Raw genomic sequence first — 17,755 nt, 5'->3', positions numbered from 1 at the left:
CGATTTCTCCCTGGCGCTCGCCGGCTTCCTGTTGCCGACGGTCTGGAACATGCCGTCCTGGATCGAGGGGACGCTCCTGGCCGGCGCCGGCATCGTGTCGCGCCTCGCCCGGGGACTGGCGGCAATCGCCGGCCTGATCGACAGGATGGCGACAGCGCAGCCGGGCCGGTTCGCTCGAACGCGACAGCGCCCCCGGGCGCAGCGCGGCCGGGGGCGTCTATCGGCTGTCGCCTTTACCTCGCTTCGGCGGCCTGCGCGATGAGCCGGGCGACCACCTCGGGCTTGGAGACATAGACGGCGTGGCTGCCGGCGGTCTCGACAATCGTCGCGCCGGCGCGCTCCGCCATCATGCGCTGAGCCGGCGGGGGGATCATGCGATCGTCCGCGGCAACCAGATAGTAGCTCGGCTTGGTCTTCCAGGCCGGGACGGTGACGGCGCCGGTCAGCGCTTCGACACCCCATGGCACCTGGGAGTCGGCCATGAAGGCCGCGGTCTTGGGCTCGACATCGGCCGCGAAGGAGGCCGCGAACTGCGTCTTGTCGAGAAAGAGGAAGCCGTCGACCGGGGGCAGGATCGGCGGCACGGGGGCGCCGGCGGGAGGATTGGCGATCAGGCTGGAGACCGACTCGCCCTGGTCCGGCGCGAAAGCCGCAATATAGACGGCGGCCTTCACCTTTTCGTCGGTCCCGGCTTCGGAGATGACGACGCCACCATAGGAGTGGCCGACAAGGACGACCGGTCCATCCTGCTGCGCGATGGCACGCCTGGTGACGGCCACGTCGTCGGCAAGCGAGGTGGTCGGGTTCTGGACGATGGTGACGTTGTAGCCGTCCTTCTTGAGCATCTCGTAGACGCCTTGCCAGCCCGAACCGTCGACGAAGCCGCCATGAACGAGCACGACGTTGCGGGCGATGGTGGCGGAGGTGTTGAGGGTGGTGGTCATTTCGGATCTCCTCTGGGTTCTCACTCGCGATAATCATTATCGCAATAAGCATTCTATACGAGCATCCGATTTCCTTGTAAAGCTCTTTTTTATCGCGATATCATTTTTTGTGATGCCGAGCCGGCAGCGCCCCTGGAGACCCCGATGCCCGACGCCCCCACCTTGCCGCTGGACAGCCAGCTCTGCTTCTCGATCTATTCGGCTTCGATCGCCATCAACCGCGCCTACAAGCCGATGCTCGATGCCCTGGGGGTCACTTACACCCAATATCTGGTGTTGAGCACATTGTGGGAGAAGGACGGCCTGACCATCTCCGCCATCGCCGATCGGCTGGGCCTCGAGCCCAGCACGATCACGCCGGCGGTGAAGCGGCTGGAAGTGGCGGGCTTTCTCGGCCGGCAGCGCAGCGTCGTGGACGAGCGGCAGGTGCAGGTGCACTTGACCACGAAGGGCCGTGATCTTCATGTGAAAACCGGCTGCCTGACCGATGCTCTGCTGAAGCATTCGGGTTTCACGGTGCCGGACATGATCGACCTGAACCAGAAGATCCAGAAGCTGCGGGATGGCATGCGGGACGCAACCGCATGACAAATCGCCTGGCGCCGTCGCCTTCGGCCCGTTCGGGATCGCATGGGGCGCCGGCGAAATCGGCGGCGGATATCGACGTCCGCCCGACCTGTTCGCCGGTCTGCCTGCCAATCGTCACGGCGCGCTCCGACGCGCCGGAATAGTCCCTGCCGAGACCCGCGAGGCTATTGTCCCGTGTCGCGGCTCGGGCCGCATTTCGCGGGACAATCGGCGCCGCCGCGATCCGATCGCGATGCGCAGTGGTCCCCGCGGCTCGACGCCGGCACGATGCTGCGGTCGCTTCCGCACCGAAATGCCGACAGGGCCAGCGTGCAGTGGCCGGCCACGATGGCGTCCCTGCGGCTCACGCTCATATGGCTCTCGGCACGGGCCGGGCGACGCATGTCCCGGCCGCCGGCTGTAGGTTGTTTGCCTCTATTGGCGCGATGGCCGATCAGCGGCGCTCGCTCGCCATTCCGTAGCGCACCCGTCCGCGGTGCCCAATTCTGGCCGCGGTCCGGCCTGACAGTCGTTCATCCAGGCGATCCGCGCGCGTGTATAGGTGATCACCGCGTCGAGCTCTTTGCGCTTCTGTTCAAGCATGGCGAGTTGGCCCACCAGGATCTTGCGCCCACGCTGGGGCGTCATGTCCCCTTGGTAATATTCGTCGGCGAGTTCGCCGATCTCCTTCAGAGAAAAGCCCAGGCCCTGCATCATCCGGATGGCACGTGCGGTCTGAACCTGTTCGGCATCGAAGATCTGATAGGGGTTGGAGCCACCCTTCATCCCGGTCTTCGGCCGCAAGAGTCCCTGCCGGACATAGAAGCGCACCGTGTCGACGCTCATGCCCGCCGCGCGTGCGAACTCTGAAATCAGCATGGCTGAATCAAATCCCTTGACCATGGACCTTACTCCACCCTTATGGACTATGGCTCCCGCGATGTGGAGTCGATTGGAATATGGTCAAGACAGCTCTTGTTACCGGCGCTTCCTCCGGAATTGGCGAGGCGACCGTTCGCCGGTTGCTTTCGGATGGCTATACGGTCTTTGCGGGCGCACGGCGGCTCGACAGGCTGAGGCCTCTGGAGGCGTTGGGCGCCAAGGTCGTCAGCCTCGACCTGACCGATGATGCTTCGATCCTCGCCGCGATGGCGGAGGTGGAGCGCGCAACCGGCGGACGCCTCGATGTCGTCGTCAACAATGCCGGCTATGGCAGCTTCGGTGCGCTTGAGGATGTTCGCATGGAGGAGGCACGGCGACAGGTCGAGGTGAACCTTTTCGGCCTTGCGCGTCTGTGCCAGCTCGCGACGCCGCTGATGCGGGCGCGAAAATCGGGAACGATCGTCAATGTCAGCTCGGCGGGAGGCAAGTTCGGCGAACCGTTCGGGAGTTGGTATCACGCAACCAAATACGCCGTCGAAGGCCTGAGCGATTGCCTGAGGCCCGAGCTCAAACCCTTTGGCATCCGCGTCGTCATCATCGAACCGGGCACGATCCGTACCGAATGGAACGGCATCGCGCGCGACAGCCTGATCGCGATGTCGGGACACACGGCCTACGCCCCCGTCGCCCGGCGCTATGCGGCGATGCTGGAAAAGGTCGGCTCATCGCGTCTTCCTTCGTCACCCGACGTCGTCGCGCAGGTGATCGGCAAGGCGGTCGCGGCCCGCAATCCCCGGCCAAGATACGCCGTCGGGGGTGGCGCCAAGCCAATCCTGCTGCTCCGCTGGCTTCTGTCCGACCGGCTGTTCGATCGGCTGATGTGGGGGACGCTGCAAAAGGCTCCGCCCGCTTGATATCCATGTCATCCGCGAGGCAGCTACGGTTACGCGTATCGATTTTCCTGTCGCCCATTCACCCGGCCGGGGAGCGGCGGCGTCGGTGCGTCGGGGCTATCGGCGCATCTCGGATAAAGCTGAACGACGGGTCCGTCTTCAGACCTTCACCTGGCGCCCCGTGGCATCGCGCGAAGGCGGAATGGGTGCGCGTCTCGTCATGGGCTGCCACCCTGGCGGATCGGTATGAACCGCTGTGCGGCGACGCGATTAGGAGAGGCCTTTTCTTAGGACCGTCAGCCGAGACCCGAGAGCACGCGCATGGCCAGCAGGCCGCAGGCCAGCGTCACGGCGAGGGTAATTCCGTCAAGCAGTTGCATGGTGGAAACCCCGGAAAAGACAGGCGAACTACAGCAAAGTTTGATTAAGAAACTGTGTTGCGACCAAGGCGCTTTGATTGCGCCATCGTGTCAGAGCACGAATCCGGCGCCCAGATAGGCGTCCTGGACGCGCGGGTCGCGGACCACCCGGTCGACCGGGCCGGCGGCCAGGATGCGGCCGCCGTCGATGATATAGGCGCGGTCGACCAGGCTCAGGGTCTCGCGCACATTGTGGTCGGTGACCAGCACGCCGATGCCGCGGGCGGTCAGCCGCCGGACCACCAGGCGCATGTCGGTGACCGCGATCGGGTCGACGCCGGCGAAAGGCTCATCGAGCAGAATGAAGGCGGGATTGCTGGCCAGTGTGCGGGCGATCTCGAGCCTTCGCCGCTCGCCGCCGGACAGGGAGCCGGCGCGGGCACGCCTGACCTCGATGAGGCCGAATTCCCCGAGCAGCGCATCGAGCCGTTGCTGCCGGGCAGCCCGGTCGGCGACGAGCGATTCCAGCACGATCAGGATATTGTCGTCGACGCTGCTGCCACGGAAGATCGACGGCTCCTGCGGTAGGTAGCCGAGCCCCAGCCGCGCGCGGGTGAACAGCGGGAAACGGGTCATGTCGACGCCATCAAGCGTGACGATGCCGGCGTCGGGAACCACCAGCCCTGCGATCATGCCGAAGGTCGTGGTCTTGCCGGCGCCGTTCGGGCCGAGCAGTCCGACCACTTCCCCGCGCCGGAGCGCCAGATCGACTCCCAGGACGACCGGCCGGCCGTCATGGGCCTTGGCGATCCTGCGTGCGACGAGCATGCCGTTACCGTCCGATGTGGCGGGCCGCGGCCAGGCCGCGTCCCGGGCCCCTGTCGAGCGAACCGGAAACCCGCCTGGCGATCAGGTCCCCGCGATGAAGGAGACCGTCCGCTCCCGCGCTTCCGGATCGGTGAACTGCTGTGGTGGCGATTTCATGAAATAGCTCGACGGTCCGATGATCGGGCCACCCAGCTTGCGGTCGAGTGCGATCTTGGCGCAGCGCACCGCGTCGATGACGACGCCGGCCGAATTCGGCGAATCCCAGACCTCCAGCTTGACCTCGGCATTCAGCGGCACGCCGCCGAAGCCGGTGCCCTCGAGCCGGATATAGGCGATCTTCCGGTCGTCGAGGAACGGCACGAAGTCGCTCGGCCCGATATGGATGCGGTCGGCCGGCAGCGGCACGTCGATCTGGCTGTTGACGGCCTGGGTCTTGGAAATCTTCTTCGACTTCAGCCGGTCCCGCTCCAGCATGTTGAGGAAGTCGGTATTGCCGCCGAAATTCAACTGGTAGGTGCGTTCGATCTTGACGCCGCGGTCTTCGTAGAGCCGCGCCAGCACGCGATGCAGGATGGTCGCGCCGACCTGGCTCTTGATGTCGTCGCCGACGATCGGCAGGCCCTTTTCGGTGAAGCGCTTGCTCCAGACCGGGTCGGAAGCGATGAACACGGGCACGCAGTTGATCAGGCCGCAACCGGCGGCAAGGGCCTGCTCGGCATAATATTCGCTGGCCTTCTGCGACCCGACCGGCAGGTAGGAAATGATCACCTCGGCGCCGGCGGCCTTCAGCGCGGCGGCGACGTCGACCGGCGGCTGGGAGGATTCGTGAACGACCTCGACCAGATGCTTGCCGATGCCGTCGAGCGTCGGTCCGCGCTGGACGACGACGCCGGTCTCAGGCACCCGGGCGAATTTATAGGTGTTGTTCGGCTCAGCGGCGATGGCGTCGCTCAGGTCCTGTCCCACCTTGCGTGCGTCGATATCGAAAGCCGCCACGACCTCGATGTCGCGGATGTGGTAGGGGCCCACTTCGACGTTCATCAATCCAGGGATCGATTCGCCAAGTTTGGCGTCCTTGTAAAAGCTGAGGCCTTGAACGAAGGATGAAGCGCAATTGCCGACGCCAACGATGGCAACCCGAATGACGGCTCGTGACACGAAAAATCTCCAGGCGCTCTGGCCGAAAACCACCGACCGCGCGGCCTCCTTATACTTCATTGTCCTGTCATTAAAAGAGTTAGCGTGCTGATCGTCACCGGTGCCACCGGCCTTCTGGGCAACAGTTTGGTGCGCCGGGCGCTGGGGTGTGGCCTGGAAGCCACAGCCTTGCTGCGTGACAGCAGCGCGACAAGACCGCTCGAGGGGCTCGCGCTCCGCACAATTCGCGCCAATCTGGCGGTCGATGCGCTGGAGCCGCTGGTGGCCGGAACCGACTGTGTCATCCATGCCGCGGCGCGCGTCGCCATTGGCCGGCGCGACGTGGAAGCATTTCGTGTGGACAATGTCGTGCCGACCGCCCGGCTTGCCGCCGCCTGCCGCCGCGCGGGCGTGCGCCTGGTCTTCGTTTCGACGGTCGACACGCTCGCCTGGGGCAGCCGCGAGGCGCCGGGTGACGAGACCCGTTCCAAGGGCGGCGAACCGGCCACCGCCTATGCGATTTCCAAACGCGAAGCCGAAGATGCGGTGCTGGCGGAAGCGTCGCGCGGGCTCGACGCGGTGATCGTTCATCCCGGTTTTCTTCTCGGCCCCTGGGACTGGAAACCCTCGTCAGGGCAGCTGGTCCTGGCGGTCGCCCGTGCGCCCGTCGCGTTTGCACCGCCCGGGAGCAATGATTTCTGCCACGCGGAAGACGTCGCGGACGGCGTGCTGGCGGCCGCGAGGCAGGCGCCGCCCGGCAGCCGCTATGTGCTCGGCGGCGAGCCCTTGAGTTATGCCGAGGCGTTTCGGCTCATTCGCCGCACCGCCGGCCGCCCGCCTCGTGTCGTTCCTGCGCCGGGCTGGCTGCTGCGGGGCGCGGGGCTGATCGGCGATCTCGCCGGGACGATCATTGGGCGCGAACCGCCGCTGAATTCGGCGAGCGCTGCGATCGCCGCCCTGCCGCATCATTTTTCCAGCGCGCGCGCGATCCGGGAACTCGGCTATCGGCCGCGGCCGGCCGAACTCGCCATACGCGACGCCTGGGCCTGGTTCGTCGGACATGGCTACGCATGACTGAGCAATTCCCATCCGGCAGGCCGATGAAGATCGCCCTGGTCGGCGACTGGTTCCTGCCGCGCCTGGGCGGCATCGAGCTGCAGATGCGCGACCTGGCGCTGGAACTGATCGCCGAAGGCCATGCGGTCGAGATCGTCACCGGAGTGCCCGGCGCTGACCTGGTCGACGGGATCAAGATCATTCGACTGCCGGGTCCGCGCCTGATCGGCGCGGGCATCGCCGTCACGCCGGGCGTGTTCAGGGCGCTGCACCGCCAGCTTCGCGATGGCCGCTATGACGTGATCCACGCCCATTTCGGCATTATCACACCGATCGCCCATGACGCGCTGCGTTTCGCGGCCGCCGCCGGCATCCCGGCGGTCGCGACATTCCATTCGGTGCTGCGCTATTACGACCTGCCTCTGAAGCTGCTCGACCGGACGCTCGGCTATTCGCACTGGCCGGTGCGTTATGCGGGGGTCTCCTCGGTGACCGCCGACGCCATGCGGCCGCTGGTCGGAAACCGCGACGTCGCCGTCATCGCCAACGGCATCGACCTGGCCTGGTGGCAGCGGCCGGCCGATGCGGCGCCCGAGCGGGGGACAGGGCCGGTCGAATTCGTCACGGTCATGCGGCTGGAAAAGCGCAAGCGTGCGCGCGCGCTCATCGGTGCCTTCGCCGACGCCACCGCGAGCCTTCCGGCAGGCTCGGCCCGCCTCACCGTCATCGGCGACGGCGGCGAGCGTCCGGCGCTGGAACGCCTCGTCGCGTCACGCGGGCTCGGCGCGGCGGTTCAGTTCGCCGGCAGCCGGACACGCTCCGAGATCCGGGACGTGCTGCACCGTTCCGATGTTTTCGCACTGGCCTCGCGGCTGGAGGCCTTTGGCATCGCGGCGCTCGAGGCGCGCGCGGCGGGCCTGCCGGTTGTCACGCTGAGGGCGTCCGGTGCCCGGGACTTCCTGCGCGACGGCAAGGATGCGCTGCTGGCCGACGACGATGCCGCGTTGAGCCGCGACATTCGCAGCCTGATCGTCGATCCGGCTTTGCGCGCCCGCCTCACCCGGGGCGCCCAGGTGGTGCCCGAAGGTGTCGACTGGACCAGCATCGGTCCGCGCTACCTGGCCGAATATCGTATGGCCATCGCTGACGCCGTCGCCGCGCGGACACCGGCCGCCGGTTGATTCACGAGGTCGTCGACGTTCCGGCCGCGGCATCGTCGCGCGGCAAGGTGATCGCGAGATAGCCGATGCCGACGAAGGACGAGGCGAAGAACACGGCGTGCTGCAGCACGGCGGCTGCCACCGCCAGCGGCAAGGGGACGCCGAGATACTGGTAGCAGAAGATGACGGCGGCTTCGTAGACGCCGAGATTGCCGGGTGAAACCGGTGCGAGTGTCGCAAGCCCCAGGGCGGCGACCACCAGGATGGCCGCCGAAAAGGACGGCTCGATGCCGACCGCGACCTGGATGGCCACCACCGCCAGGATTTCCACAGCTTTCTTGGCGACGGCGAGGGTCATCACGGCAAGGCCGAGCAGCGGATGCCGCAGCGGCTCCAGATGGTCGACGAAATCGGCGGCGAGCTTGGCGATCGCGGCGGCCCGCGTGCCGAACGTCCGGCTGACTGTCCGGACCAGATTGCCGCTGCGGGCGGCGACCAGCATGACCAGGACGAAGACGGCGATGACGCCGGCGAGCGTCAGCATGGCCGTGCGCATCCAGTCCGGCAGCGGCAGCAGGGCGGCGGCGAGCGCCAGCGTGCCGACCTTGACGATGCCGGTGAGCAGCTGGTCGACCGCGTAAAGCGACATGGCGGCGGTCGCGGGCAGGCCGCCGCGCACCATCAGAAAGCCGACGGCGGCGACCACGCCGGCGATCGGCAGGGAATTGTTGGCTGTGCCGGTCAGCGCGGTGACCTGGGCCATGCGTGGCAGGCTCGGCCGGTGGGCGGCAGGCGCCAGCAGCCACCATTCGACGATCCAGAGCGGCCAGCCGGCGACGATGATGACGAAAGTGATCAGCGCCCATTCCCAGCGCGCGCCCCTCAGCGCCGCGATCACGTCGCCCCAGGGCAGCGTCATGGCGGCGACCACCAGGAAGCCTGCGAGCACCAGCCAGCCCAGGATCCACCACAGGCGGGGCGAGGCCAGCGGATGGCGCGATCGGGACGCGTCCGGACTGGTCATCGCGCCGCGCCCGTCATGGCGGCTGCGGCCTGCGGCGCGGCGAGCCTGGCGGCACCGAGGTCGCGCATGGTGGTGAATGTCGCGCCGCGGGCCTTGAAGAAGCCGATCACCGACTCGAGCGCATCGAGCGCCGGCTGGCCGGTCCGGAAGCGGCAGTCGTAGCGCAGGTCGGTCTGGGTGAAATCGACGAATTCCCAGGGGTGCACGAACAGCACCACCGGATCGGCCAGCCGGCCGAGGAAGAACTCACGAATGACCTTGGGGATGCGCAGGGCGCTCGACGTGATCGAGGCCGGCAGCCGCACCAGGTTCTTGGCGTTCTCCTGGCCGGGAACATCGCGCTTATATTTGGCCTGGGAGGAATCGAGGGCGAAGCCCTCGGCCTCCAGCAGATCGAGATAATGGCCGGGGAAGCGCAGATAGGGCGCGCGGAACGAGGTGACCGGTGCGAAATCGCGCAGCCGCCGGGTCGATTCGCCGATTTCATGGGCCGCGCTCTCGCGCGACATCCAGTCGAAGCGCTGGTGACTGATGCCATGGCAGCCGAGTTCGTGGCCGGCGGCGACCAGCGCCTCTACCGATTGCGGATGGAGCCTGGCCGTATCGCCGGTCGTGAACCAGGTGACCGGGATGGCCTGCCGCGCGAACAGATCGAGCAGCTTGGGTGCGCCCTCGGTGACGCCCCGCCATGTCCACAGGAAAGGCGGGCAATCGGGTTCCATGTCGACGGTGATCGCGACACGCAGCGGAGGGGGGGCGGAGCTCGACATCGGGCGGGCTCTTAGCACGGCCGGCGGCGGCCGGCCACCTCGGCCCGGGCGCGTGCTTTCACCACCATTTGGCGAAGACATCGATGGCCGTGCGATCGTTGCGCCCCGAGCTGTTCGGGCCGTCGGTCAGCGCGGCGAGGCCGGAGGCGCGCGTTTCGATCGGCAGGCCTTTGGCCGGGATCACCAGGCGTTCGACGCCGCGCCTGGCGAGATGGCCGGAAAACCAGACGTCGTCGACGAAACGAACCTCGGGCGGATGGCCCTCGAAGCTGTGGACGGTCGCGTCGAAGGCTCCCGGCGGCACCAGGTAGCCCCAGGTGCCGAGCAGGATGTCGACCGGGGTCGGCGTTGCGACACCGGTCGCGAAGACATGGGGGAAACGCTTGGCGTGAACGCCGTCGACGATCCGCCAGCCGCGCCAGCCGATCGCCGCGCGGGGATGCGCCCGGTGCCCGGCGAGCAATTGTTCGAGGAAGTCGACGGGATAGATGACGTCGTCGTCGACCACCACGATCATGGCCTGGGGTTCGGCGATCAGTGCCGGCAAAAGCTTGGTCGCAGGTCCCTCGTCGGTCGTCGGCAGGACCTCGACCCCGTCCGGCAGCGGACCCGGGTCGGGATAGGCCAGGCCGGAGCGCCGCGACGTCGCCGGCCGCCAGACGATGATGCGGTCGGCGGCAACGGTCTGATCGATCAGGCTTCGCAGCACCGGCGTGAGCTGATCCATGCGCTCGGGAACCGTGGTCAGCGAGACGACGATGCGCTCCGCGCGCGGCGTCGCCAGGGGTCTCCGCGGCGCCTCGCGCATCAGCCGGCGGGCCCGCGCGATGTCGCGCGCCAGCCGGAGCGGCGACATCCGGCGGAACCGCATGAACGTGTTGGCGAGCATCATGGCCTGGCGGCTCGTCTGCTATTCGCGTCGTCGCGCATCTTCACCTGGGCTCGTTTTTCGGGCAGGGAGACGGTAGATAGCACCTGGCCGACGCAACGGGGAGGCAAGTTCATGATGCGCAATTGGGCTGCGCGCCTGCTCGACAGCCTCGAACGGGGCGTTTCCGTGCAGGACATCGGTCGCAGCGCCCCCTTTACCGCGGGCCTGGCCCGGATCGCCGGCTCGCTGTCGCGCACCGGGCTGACGCCGAACACGCTGACGCTGATGTCGCTCGTGCCGGCGATCGCCTCCGGCATCGCCGCGGCCTATGGCGCGCTCGGCTGGTCGGCCGGCCTGCTGCTGCTGAGTGGCGCCTTCGACATCCTGGACGGCCCGCTGGCGCGCGCCACCGGCACTGCCTCGCGTTTCGGCGCCCTGCTGGATTCGACCGTCGACCGGGTCACCGACGCGGCGCCGCTGCTCGGCCTGACCATTCTCTATTCGACCAGCGGCTGGCCGGCGGTGCTGCCGGCCGTGGCGCTGCTCGCCGCCTATACCGTGTCCTATGTGCGCGCGCGCTGCGAAGGTCTGAAGGTCGTGCTGCCGCCTTTGTGGATGCGCCGCGGCGACCGCATGATCCTGCTGGTGCTGTCGCTCCTGCTGGGCAGCCTGGTCCCCTCGCTGGCGCTCGTCGGCGTCGGCTTGATCGCGGTGCTGAGCGCACTGGCGGCGGCCGATGCGCTGCGGGTGGCGCGCCATGTCATCGATGCCAAGACCGCCGGCGACAAGGCCGCCGGCGATGCCGCGGCGGTCACGGAGATCGCCAATTCGACCTCGGGCGGCGGCCGGATCTGATGGCATTGGTGTGGCGGCACATTCACGGCCTGTGGGGCCGGTTCTGGTTCGTGCCGCTGATTCCGGCCTTCCATGCCGCCTTCATGGCCTCGATCGGCGCGCTGCGGCCCGAACATGTCCTGGCGGCCCTCGCCGTTGCCGCGCTGGGATTTGCCAGCGAGAAGACCAAGCTCTTGATCGCCGCGGCCTTTCCGGGCCTGCTCGTGGCGCTCGCCTATGACTTGATGCGCTTCATCACCCCGATCTTCGTGCGCCCGGGCCGGGTCTGGGGCTGCGAGATGCGGGCGCTGGAGCTGAAGCTGTTCGGCGTCGGCCCCGATACGACGCTGCCGGACTTCTTCAACGCCCACCACGCGCCGTTCTTCGACGTCCTGTTCGCGCTGCCCTACGCATTGTTCATCTATATCGCGGCGATCTACTCGCTCTTCCTGTTCGTGAGAGATCGCGAGCGCATGCACCTCTATCTCTGGGCTTTCGCCATTGCCCATATCATCGGCTTCACCATCTGGATGGCGGTGCCGGCGGCGCCGCCCTGGTATATCCGGGCGCATGGCTGCGTCATCGACCCCTCGGCCGCGCCCAGCGCCGCGGCGCTGCTGCGCGTCGACCAACTGCTCGGCATCCATTATTTCGAGGGCTTCTACAGCCGCAACCCCAACTCCTTCGGCGCCATGCCCTCGCTGCACTGCGTCTTCCCGGCGCTCGGCCTCTTCACGGCCTGGCGCTCGGCCACCTGGTTCACCCGGCCGATCCACGTGGTCTATCTCGTGATGATGGTGATCGCGAGCGTCTATCTCGACCACCACTGGCTGATCGACGGAACCGTCGGCATCATCGTGGCGGCCATTGCCGTGTTCATCGCGGGGCGGCTGCGCGGAAGGCGGTGGTCGTAGGGCCCGATCCGCCATTCATTCCATTTGTCCTACCGATCCGCGGCGGCCGGCGTCCTCGGCCGCGGCCTTTAAAGCGCCCGCCCCGCAAGCTGCGCCCATACCATTTCAGCAGCGTCGGTAGAAGGCCCAGTAGCGTCCCATGTGGAACTGGCAAAAGACCTTCCGCCGGGCATTATAGCCCTTGAACATGTCGTTCAGGATCGGCCGCATGTCGGCGTCCTCGGTGACGTGAGGGATTAGCACGACGTCGGCCTGATCAAAGGCGGTATCGAGAAGGTTGAGATTGGCGCCGTTGAACGTCGTGCCGTCGTGAAGCCAGAGCAGCGACCTCTTCAGCGGAGGCCGGTTCAGCAGCATGGGATAGGGGTTCGTGAATTCGAGCGGCAGAACGTATCTGTCGGTCGGGCGCCCGAGGCTCCTGAGCACCTGCAATCCCTCGTCGATCATCCGGACATAGGTTGCATTGTCGAAAGCGAAGATCCGGTCACGCGATTCGGACAGCGTGGCGAGAATGCTGTCACGGTCGGGCGACTGGTCGAGCATCTCGGCAAATCCGCGGTAACCCACAGCTTCGACATTGCGGCTGAACTGGATATCGACCGCCTTTCCGGCTCCGCCATCCTGTCGCCATGCGACCGTCTCGCTGCGCGACGCGGGATAGCCGACCAATCGGTAGGCCCCCACGAGGGCCACCGCGTAGATCTCGATGATTGTGAAGGCGACGAGGCCGAGGATCGCAACCGCGGACAATGGCAGGTAGGCGCGTGGATCCGCCAGAATCTTTGGCTTGAGCTGCGGGTAGAGGTCGATGACGCGCCAGCCGAGAAGGACGAGGAAAAACTCGATGGGCTTGCCGAAATCGCCAGTGATGCCCAGGATCAGCGACAATGCGATGGCGCTCGCCAGGACCTGGCGCCGCGCGAAGAGGCCGTCGTCCCGGTTCAGCAGCAGATCGATCAGAACGTTGCCCGCCACGAACAGCGCGCCGAGCAGAAGATCTTCCCACCGGATGAAACGCGTTGCCGCCACGCTTTTGCGCGCTTCGCCGGCCTGGATGATATCCATGCCGTAGGCGCGCAGATCAACGCCGGCGAGATGCGCGCCCGCCAATGCCGCGATGACGATGGCGGCCGGGATGAGCCAGGATCGCCAGTCGCGGACGGCGCCGCTGGCCAGCATCCAGCCGAAATAGACAACACCGACGGCAACGAAGAAATTCAGCTTGATCAGCAAGGTGAATGCGAGCAGCAGGCCGCTCAGAATGCCAATCCATGTCCTGTCGCTCTGCGTGGGCACCAACAGGCGCTGATTTTTGCTGAACAGGACCAGCACAAGAAGCAGCAAAGCCATCCAGCAGAAGCGATTGTAGTTTCCGTACCAGGTTATGTACATCTTGACTTCGCCGAGCTGGCGGCCCGACATCGAGAGGACAAACAGGAACAGAAGTATCTCCGGGATGAACTCCGCGCGAAGATAGCGGCGAAATGCCATGACAATCGCGGAGAACAGAAGCCAGATGCCAAATCCGAGAATGAACGGTATATCGGTTGCAGCCTTGGAGACGAGCCAGGCCGCATAGACAGCGTAGAGGTAAAGCGGGCCGAGCGGCGAGCCGAAGTCGACGTGCGGCTGCAGGCCCGATGCTATGAAGTAGCCTGCATTGATCCAGATGAAGGCGTCGTGAATGTTGCCGTGGAGCGGCAGCGCCGTACCCCAGACGACGCTGACCGCAGTGAAAAGGACGAGAGCGCCATAGGCGAAGAGCCGCGCTCTCCACAGCCTCAGGAGCAACGGCTGCCACGCGCCGTCACGCGCGAGATTCTGGGTGCGGGTTCGGAGCAATGAAATAAACGTCATGAAATCCGATCCCTGTCATGCCCCCGCATGCCCTGTCACGTCAGGCGACAATCAAAGAGTGGCGGTAGATACGCCAGCGGCACGAGCCGAGCAACAGTCGCGACGGCCCACGCGCCCAGGCCGTGAGCCCGATCGCCCCAGGCGGGGCGGCGACGGTAGGTCAGGTGAGCGGTTTGCGGGCAAAGGCCCCAGCCTCCCTCACAACCTGGCGATGAGGTCGAGCAACTGGTCGAACGTCGCGAAGGATGCATCGCTCTGCAGTTGCTTTCCGGCGGGATTGATTTTCTGAATCAGCACTACCGGCCGATCCAGATTGGCGGCCGCCATGTCGCCGACGTCGTCGCCGATGACCCAGATGCGTGCCTGACGGTCGAGCGCCAGCTTTTCGATGGCCAGTTCGAAGGGCTTCAGGCCGATCTTGTCGCAACCGGCCTCTTCCGAGGTCACGACGCTGTCGACATAGCGGTCGAGCCGGAGATGAACGATCTTGCGGAACTGAATCTGGGCGGTCAGATCGGTCACGATGACGATCTTGACGTTCCGTGAATGCAGCGTGGTCAGAACCTCCTCGACATGCGGATGCAGGCAGCAGCGCGACAGGAAGGTTCGCCAGTAGGTCTGTTCGAGGTCGAGGAACAGCAGCACCTGATTGCGCAAGCCGAGGCTCTCCAGCATGCGCTGGATATAGAGGAGCCGGCTATGGCTGCTGGCGGTGGCGCCAAGCTGCTTCTTCACCGCGTCACGGGCCCGACCATAGGCGTCGTGCAATTGTCGGCTGGAGATCTTGAGCAAGCCACGCACCTTGTCGTCGACGGCCGCCATCGCGGCCTCGTGCGCTATCGGGTATTCATAGAGCGTGTCGTCGAGATCGAAGAATACGGCGTCGGGAAGCCGATCAAACAGGTTTGGGCGATCGATTTTCACCGAAAGCTCCTGGGTTGGATGTGCTTGGATCAGGATGAGGGCCGATCAAGGCGGGTGGTACGCTTCTGGGCCAATTCCAGCAGGACGACAAGCTGCATGACCCCGGCGGTCCCGGCCTGCCAGACCGGGCGCATTGTGAGGAGTTCGTCCAGTTCGGGCACCAACTGCGACGCCAGGAATGCAATGTCGTCGACCCCGATATCGGCGCCGTCGATGACCAGCGTCGTGGGATTGTCGCGGTCGGCGGGGATGACGTCGACATTTGCCCCGCAATAGACGATCAGCGCGCGCGCCAGGGGATCGTAGTCGATCGCATGGCGCAGCAGCACCTTGAGCTTGAGCGGCGGCGCCGCCTTCCAGGCGGGGTTGCCCTGCCAATCCGGTGAGACCGGCAGGATGACGAAGACGACATCGGCATGGTCGCGCTGCGGCAGGAGAAAGCGATCGTAGTCGGCGCGCCGCCGGGCGATCGATTCCTTGACGTCGACCAGGGAGCGTCCGCGCTCGACGGTGTCGCGCCTGATCTTCAGGTGGCTGCGCAAGGCCTCATCCATCTCGATGAAGATCTTGACGTCGATCCGGTCCCGGAGTGGGGGTGGGAGCAGGCTGTGCAGTCCGACCAGCAGCAGGAAGTCGCGCGGAGCCATGCGCCGCGGGGCGGTGAACTGACCCGTTGTATGGTCGTAGTGCCGGGCCAGGATGGGCTTGCGGGCGAGCAGCGAGAAGGCGTCGTCACTCATGGCCCCCAGATTGTTCACGCGCGGATCGAGATGGGTCAGGTATCGCCAGAGCGGCTCCTTGCGGTCGTAGTGGTGATAGTCGTCGCCGGAGATCACCGCCGTGCTCTTGGGGCCGAAAAGACCGGCCAGCGCCTCGCCGAGAGTGCTCTTGCCGGTCCCGCTGTCCCCGGCAATGCCGATCGCCAGCGGCCGCCGCGACAGCTGGTAGAAATCGTTGTCGCGCAGTGCGCTGGTCAGCATGAGATAGGCGGTGATCAGTCCGGCGGCGACCAGGATCGTGTGCCCGAGCGATGCGAAGACCATGCTGTCGAGGGCAAGGCCCGAGAGCACCGGCTCCAGGGACAAGTTCAGGTCGATCCCCAGCGGGCGCAGCAGGGGGCCCGGGGCCAGCGGCAAGGAGACGATGACGAACGTCACCCAATAGCCCCAGAGGATCAGCTGGAGCCGCCAATTGCCATTGGCGCCGCACAGCGCCAGGAACGGAATGGCCCACAGATGCCAGCCGATCGGAGCATCGCTGAGCAGCACGATCGACAGGAAGGCGACGGCCAGGAAAGCGAAAAGCAGATCGAGCGTCATACGCCCCATTTGCCAAGCAAAGGCGATGAGGAGGGTATAGACCAGCGGGAAGATGTAGAGCACCAGCTTGTCGCTGAACGGAATGGCGGCGTCGAGCAGCCGCCAGACCAGCGGAGTGCCAAGGATCATGGCTCTTGCGCCCGGCGACAGGAAGCAGACGGCCTGTACGACCGCGACCGTGATGGCGAGGGCCGCGATGAAGCCGAACCGGCTCGCCGGGTAGCGGTTGTTCCGATAGAGGAAGATGACGAGAAACGGGACGACCAGGATCATGCTCAGCTTGGCCGAGATGCTGAGCGCCAGCGCGATCCCTCCCCAGACGAGATCGCCGGACCGGATGAACCACAGGGAGACGACGAACAGCAGGACCGGGATGATGTCGAGCTGGCCGTGCCAATAGGTGATGAACAGGGCGGCCGGCGACAACCAATAAAGCGTCGTCAGCTTGTCCTTGTCGCCTTTGAACAATGCGCGCAGAACCAGCAGCAGCAAGGCCTCGGCGACGAGCAGGGACGCCCGGAAGCCGAGCCCGGCAAACAGCGCGCCGGTTCCTGCCAGCCGGTCGATCAATGCGCCGAGCCCGGTGATCGGCACGAGCGCCAGATACATGGCCGGGCCATAGGGGAAGGCAAGCGGGTCGCCGCCGGCCGCCAGATGAACCGTCCAGGGGTCGAGCGAGGGCCGCATGAGCGTGTTCGCGACGAAGGCGACGAACCACTTCTGCTGCACTTCGGGAACCAAGAAGGCGACCGCCGCGACGCGGATCAGGAGACCATAGGCAATGCTCGGCTGAAGTCGGATCCCCCGAATGTTCAACGCCATTGCTCGGGTACCTTGGTACACACGGCTTCGGCGACAATGCCCTTGGCGGCGAGTTCAGCGCGCAATGCCGGAACGGCCTCAGGCTCGGTCCTCCCCTGCAACTCGGGGGATACCACGCACAGCTTGAAGCCGGCCGCACTCAGTCGCCGCGCATCATCGGTCTCGAGCGGAAAACGGGTGAAGCAGTCAACCCAGACCCAGTCGATCGAGCCGGCAAGCGTCAGGGCCGTGTCTATCGTTTCGTATTCGGACACCCGCACGGCGCAGCGGCGCTCGCCGCGGCGCGAGGTCCGGACGAGGAACGGGAACGACTGGTCGAGGAAGAAGAAGTCGGAAATTCCGGCGGCTTGCATGCGCGCGATCAGCGCGTCCTCCAGGCCTTCCTCCTTGACGTTAAGGATCAAGGTTCCGTGCCGGTAGCCCTTGAGCCAGTCGTCGAAACGCTCGCCGGCGACAAAGGGGTCGTGGTGGATGATCAGGTCGGAGCCGGCGCTGCGGATATCGACTTCGATACCGAGGTCGGTCGGGGTCGCCACGAGCTCTTCAAGGGTGTTGCGGCGGTGGCGGATGATGATCACGGTCGTCTTCTCCCGA

At 66.0% G+C, this 17,755-nt stretch carries 16 protein-coding genes and 1 pseudogene; 6 read left to right on the top strand and 11 right to left on the bottom strand.

Annotated elements, in window-relative coordinates:
• Positions 1 to 233: 233 nt before the first annotated feature.
• Positions 234 to 944 carry an alpha/beta fold hydrolase gene (locus AC07WJ_RS32150; protein ID WP_494938802.1) on the bottom strand — a complete coding sequence of 237 codons (711 nt, stop codon included), beginning with the start codon at positions 942 to 944 and terminating at the stop codon, positions 234 to 236.
• A gap of 144 nt (positions 945 to 1,088) precedes the next feature.
• Between AC07WJ_RS32150 and AC07WJ_RS32145 the strand changes: the two genes are divergently transcribed.
• Positions 1,089 to 1,532, top strand: coding sequence for a MarR family winged helix-turn-helix transcriptional regulator (locus tag AC07WJ_RS32145; RefSeq protein WP_494938801.1), 444 nt, complete (start codon positions 1,089 to 1,091; stop codon positions 1,530 to 1,532).
• A gap of 414 nt (positions 1,533 to 1,946) precedes the next feature.
• On the opposite strand, the gene AC07WJ_RS32140 is transcribed toward AC07WJ_RS32145, so the two are convergent.
• A complete protein-coding gene (locus tag AC07WJ_RS32140) occupies positions 1,947 to 2,414 on the bottom strand; it encodes a helix-turn-helix domain-containing protein (RefSeq protein WP_494938800.1) in 468 nt (155 codons plus the stop codon).
• Between the two features lie 56 nt (positions 2,415 to 2,470).
• On the opposite strand from AC07WJ_RS32140, the gene AC07WJ_RS32135 reads away from it, so the two are divergent.
• Complete coding sequence (locus tag AC07WJ_RS32135) at positions 2,471 to 3,307, top strand: oxidoreductase (protein WP_494938799.1); 837 nt, start codon at positions 2,471 to 2,473, stop codon at positions 3,305 to 3,307.
• Positions 3,308 to 3,756: 449 nt separating this feature from the next.
• On the opposite strand, the pseudogene lptB reads toward AC07WJ_RS32135, so the two are convergent.
• Positions 3,757 to 4,476, bottom strand: a pseudogene (lptB, locus tag AC07WJ_RS32130) (LPS export ABC transporter ATP-binding protein); the annotation flags it as partial.
• 78 nt (positions 4,477 to 4,554) lie between these two features.
• Complete coding sequence (locus AC07WJ_RS32125; RefSeq protein ID WP_494938798.1) at positions 4,555 to 5,631, bottom strand: inositol-3-phosphate synthase; 1,077 nt, start codon at positions 5,629 to 5,631, stop codon at positions 4,555 to 4,557.
• Between the two features lie 84 nt (positions 5,632 to 5,715).
• Between AC07WJ_RS32125 and AC07WJ_RS32120 the strand changes: the two genes are divergently transcribed.
• Complete coding sequence (locus AC07WJ_RS32120; protein ID WP_494938797.1) at positions 5,716 to 6,684, top strand: NAD-dependent epimerase/dehydratase family protein; 969 nt, start codon at positions 5,716 to 5,718, stop codon at positions 6,682 to 6,684.
• Positions 6,681 to 7,847, top strand: coding sequence for a glycosyltransferase family 4 protein (locus tag AC07WJ_RS32115; protein WP_494938796.1), 1,167 nt, complete (start codon positions 6,681 to 6,683; stop codon positions 7,845 to 7,847). Before AC07WJ_RS32120 ends, AC07WJ_RS32115 begins: the two co-directional genes overlap by 4 nt.
• A 1-nt stretch (position 7,848) precedes the next feature.
• On the opposite strand, the gene AC07WJ_RS32110 is transcribed toward AC07WJ_RS32115, so the two are convergent.
• From AC07WJ_RS32110 to AC07WJ_RS32100, 3 genes are read right to left on the bottom strand one after another with little or no spacing between them, the layout of a single operon-like run.
• Positions 7,849 to 8,850: a lysylphosphatidylglycerol synthase transmembrane domain-containing protein gene (locus AC07WJ_RS32110; RefSeq protein ID WP_494938795.1), complete on the bottom strand. Its 1,002-nt coding sequence runs from the start codon at positions 8,848 to 8,850 to the stop codon at positions 7,849 to 7,851.
• Positions 8,847 to 9,620, bottom strand: coding sequence for a polysaccharide deacetylase family protein (locus AC07WJ_RS32105; RefSeq protein ID WP_494938794.1), 774 nt, complete (start codon positions 9,618 to 9,620; stop codon positions 8,847 to 8,849). Before AC07WJ_RS32105 ends, AC07WJ_RS32110 begins: the two co-directional genes overlap by 4 nt.
• A gap of 58 nt (positions 9,621 to 9,678) precedes the next feature.
• The gene (locus AC07WJ_RS32100) at positions 9,679 to 10,512 is read right to left on the bottom strand and encodes a hypothetical protein (RefSeq protein ID WP_494938793.1); all 834 of its coding nucleotides are present in this window, start codon (positions 10,510 to 10,512) and stop codon (positions 9,679 to 9,681) included.
• Positions 10,513 to 10,623: 111 nt separating this feature from the next.
• Between AC07WJ_RS32100 and AC07WJ_RS32095 the strand changes: the two genes are divergently transcribed.
• Positions 10,624 to 11,346, top strand: a complete 723-nt coding sequence (locus AC07WJ_RS32095) for a CDP-alcohol phosphatidyltransferase family protein (RefSeq protein ID WP_494938792.1) — start codon at positions 10,624 to 10,626, stop codon at positions 11,344 to 11,346.
• Positions 11,346 to 12,239 carry a phosphatase PAP2 family protein gene (locus AC07WJ_RS32090; protein WP_494938791.1) on the top strand — a complete coding sequence of 298 codons (894 nt, stop codon included), beginning with the start codon at positions 11,346 to 11,348 and terminating at the stop codon, positions 12,237 to 12,239. Before AC07WJ_RS32095 ends, AC07WJ_RS32090 begins: the two co-directional genes overlap by 1 nt.
• 105 nt (positions 12,240 to 12,344) lie before the next feature.
• On the opposite strand, the gene AC07WJ_RS32085 is transcribed toward AC07WJ_RS32090, so the two are convergent.
• From AC07WJ_RS32085 to AC07WJ_RS32070, 4 genes are all read right to left on the bottom strand, one after another.
• Positions 12,345 to 14,096: a hypothetical protein gene (locus tag AC07WJ_RS32085; RefSeq protein ID WP_494938790.1), complete on the bottom strand. Its 1,752-nt coding sequence runs from the start codon at positions 14,094 to 14,096 to the stop codon at positions 12,345 to 12,347.
• Positions 14,097 to 14,294: 198 nt separating this feature from the next.
• Positions 14,295 to 15,020, bottom strand: coding sequence for an HAD family hydrolase (locus AC07WJ_RS32080; RefSeq protein WP_494938789.1), 726 nt, complete (start codon positions 15,018 to 15,020; stop codon positions 14,295 to 14,297).
• Positions 15,021 to 15,049: 29 nt separating this feature from the next.
• Positions 15,050 to 17,161: a hypothetical protein gene (locus tag AC07WJ_RS32075; protein WP_494938788.1), complete on the bottom strand. Its 2,112-nt coding sequence runs from the start codon at positions 17,159 to 17,161 to the stop codon at positions 15,050 to 15,052.
• Positions 17,152 to 17,739 (bottom strand): phosphatidylinositol-specific phospholipase C/glycerophosphodiester phosphodiesterase family protein, encoded by a 588-nt coding sequence (locus AC07WJ_RS32070; protein WP_494938787.1) that lies wholly within the window; start codon positions 17,737 to 17,739, stop codon positions 17,152 to 17,154. Before AC07WJ_RS32070 ends, AC07WJ_RS32075 begins: the two co-directional genes overlap by 10 nt.
• Between the last annotated feature and the right edge of the window lie 16 nt (positions 17,740 to 17,755).

It is taken from the genome of Phreatobacter sp. GW821-FHT04C01 (genome assembly GCF_059420385.1).
The sequence above is the reverse complement of the archived record's forward strand: the minus strand, read 5'-3'. Positions and strand labels throughout refer to the sequence as shown.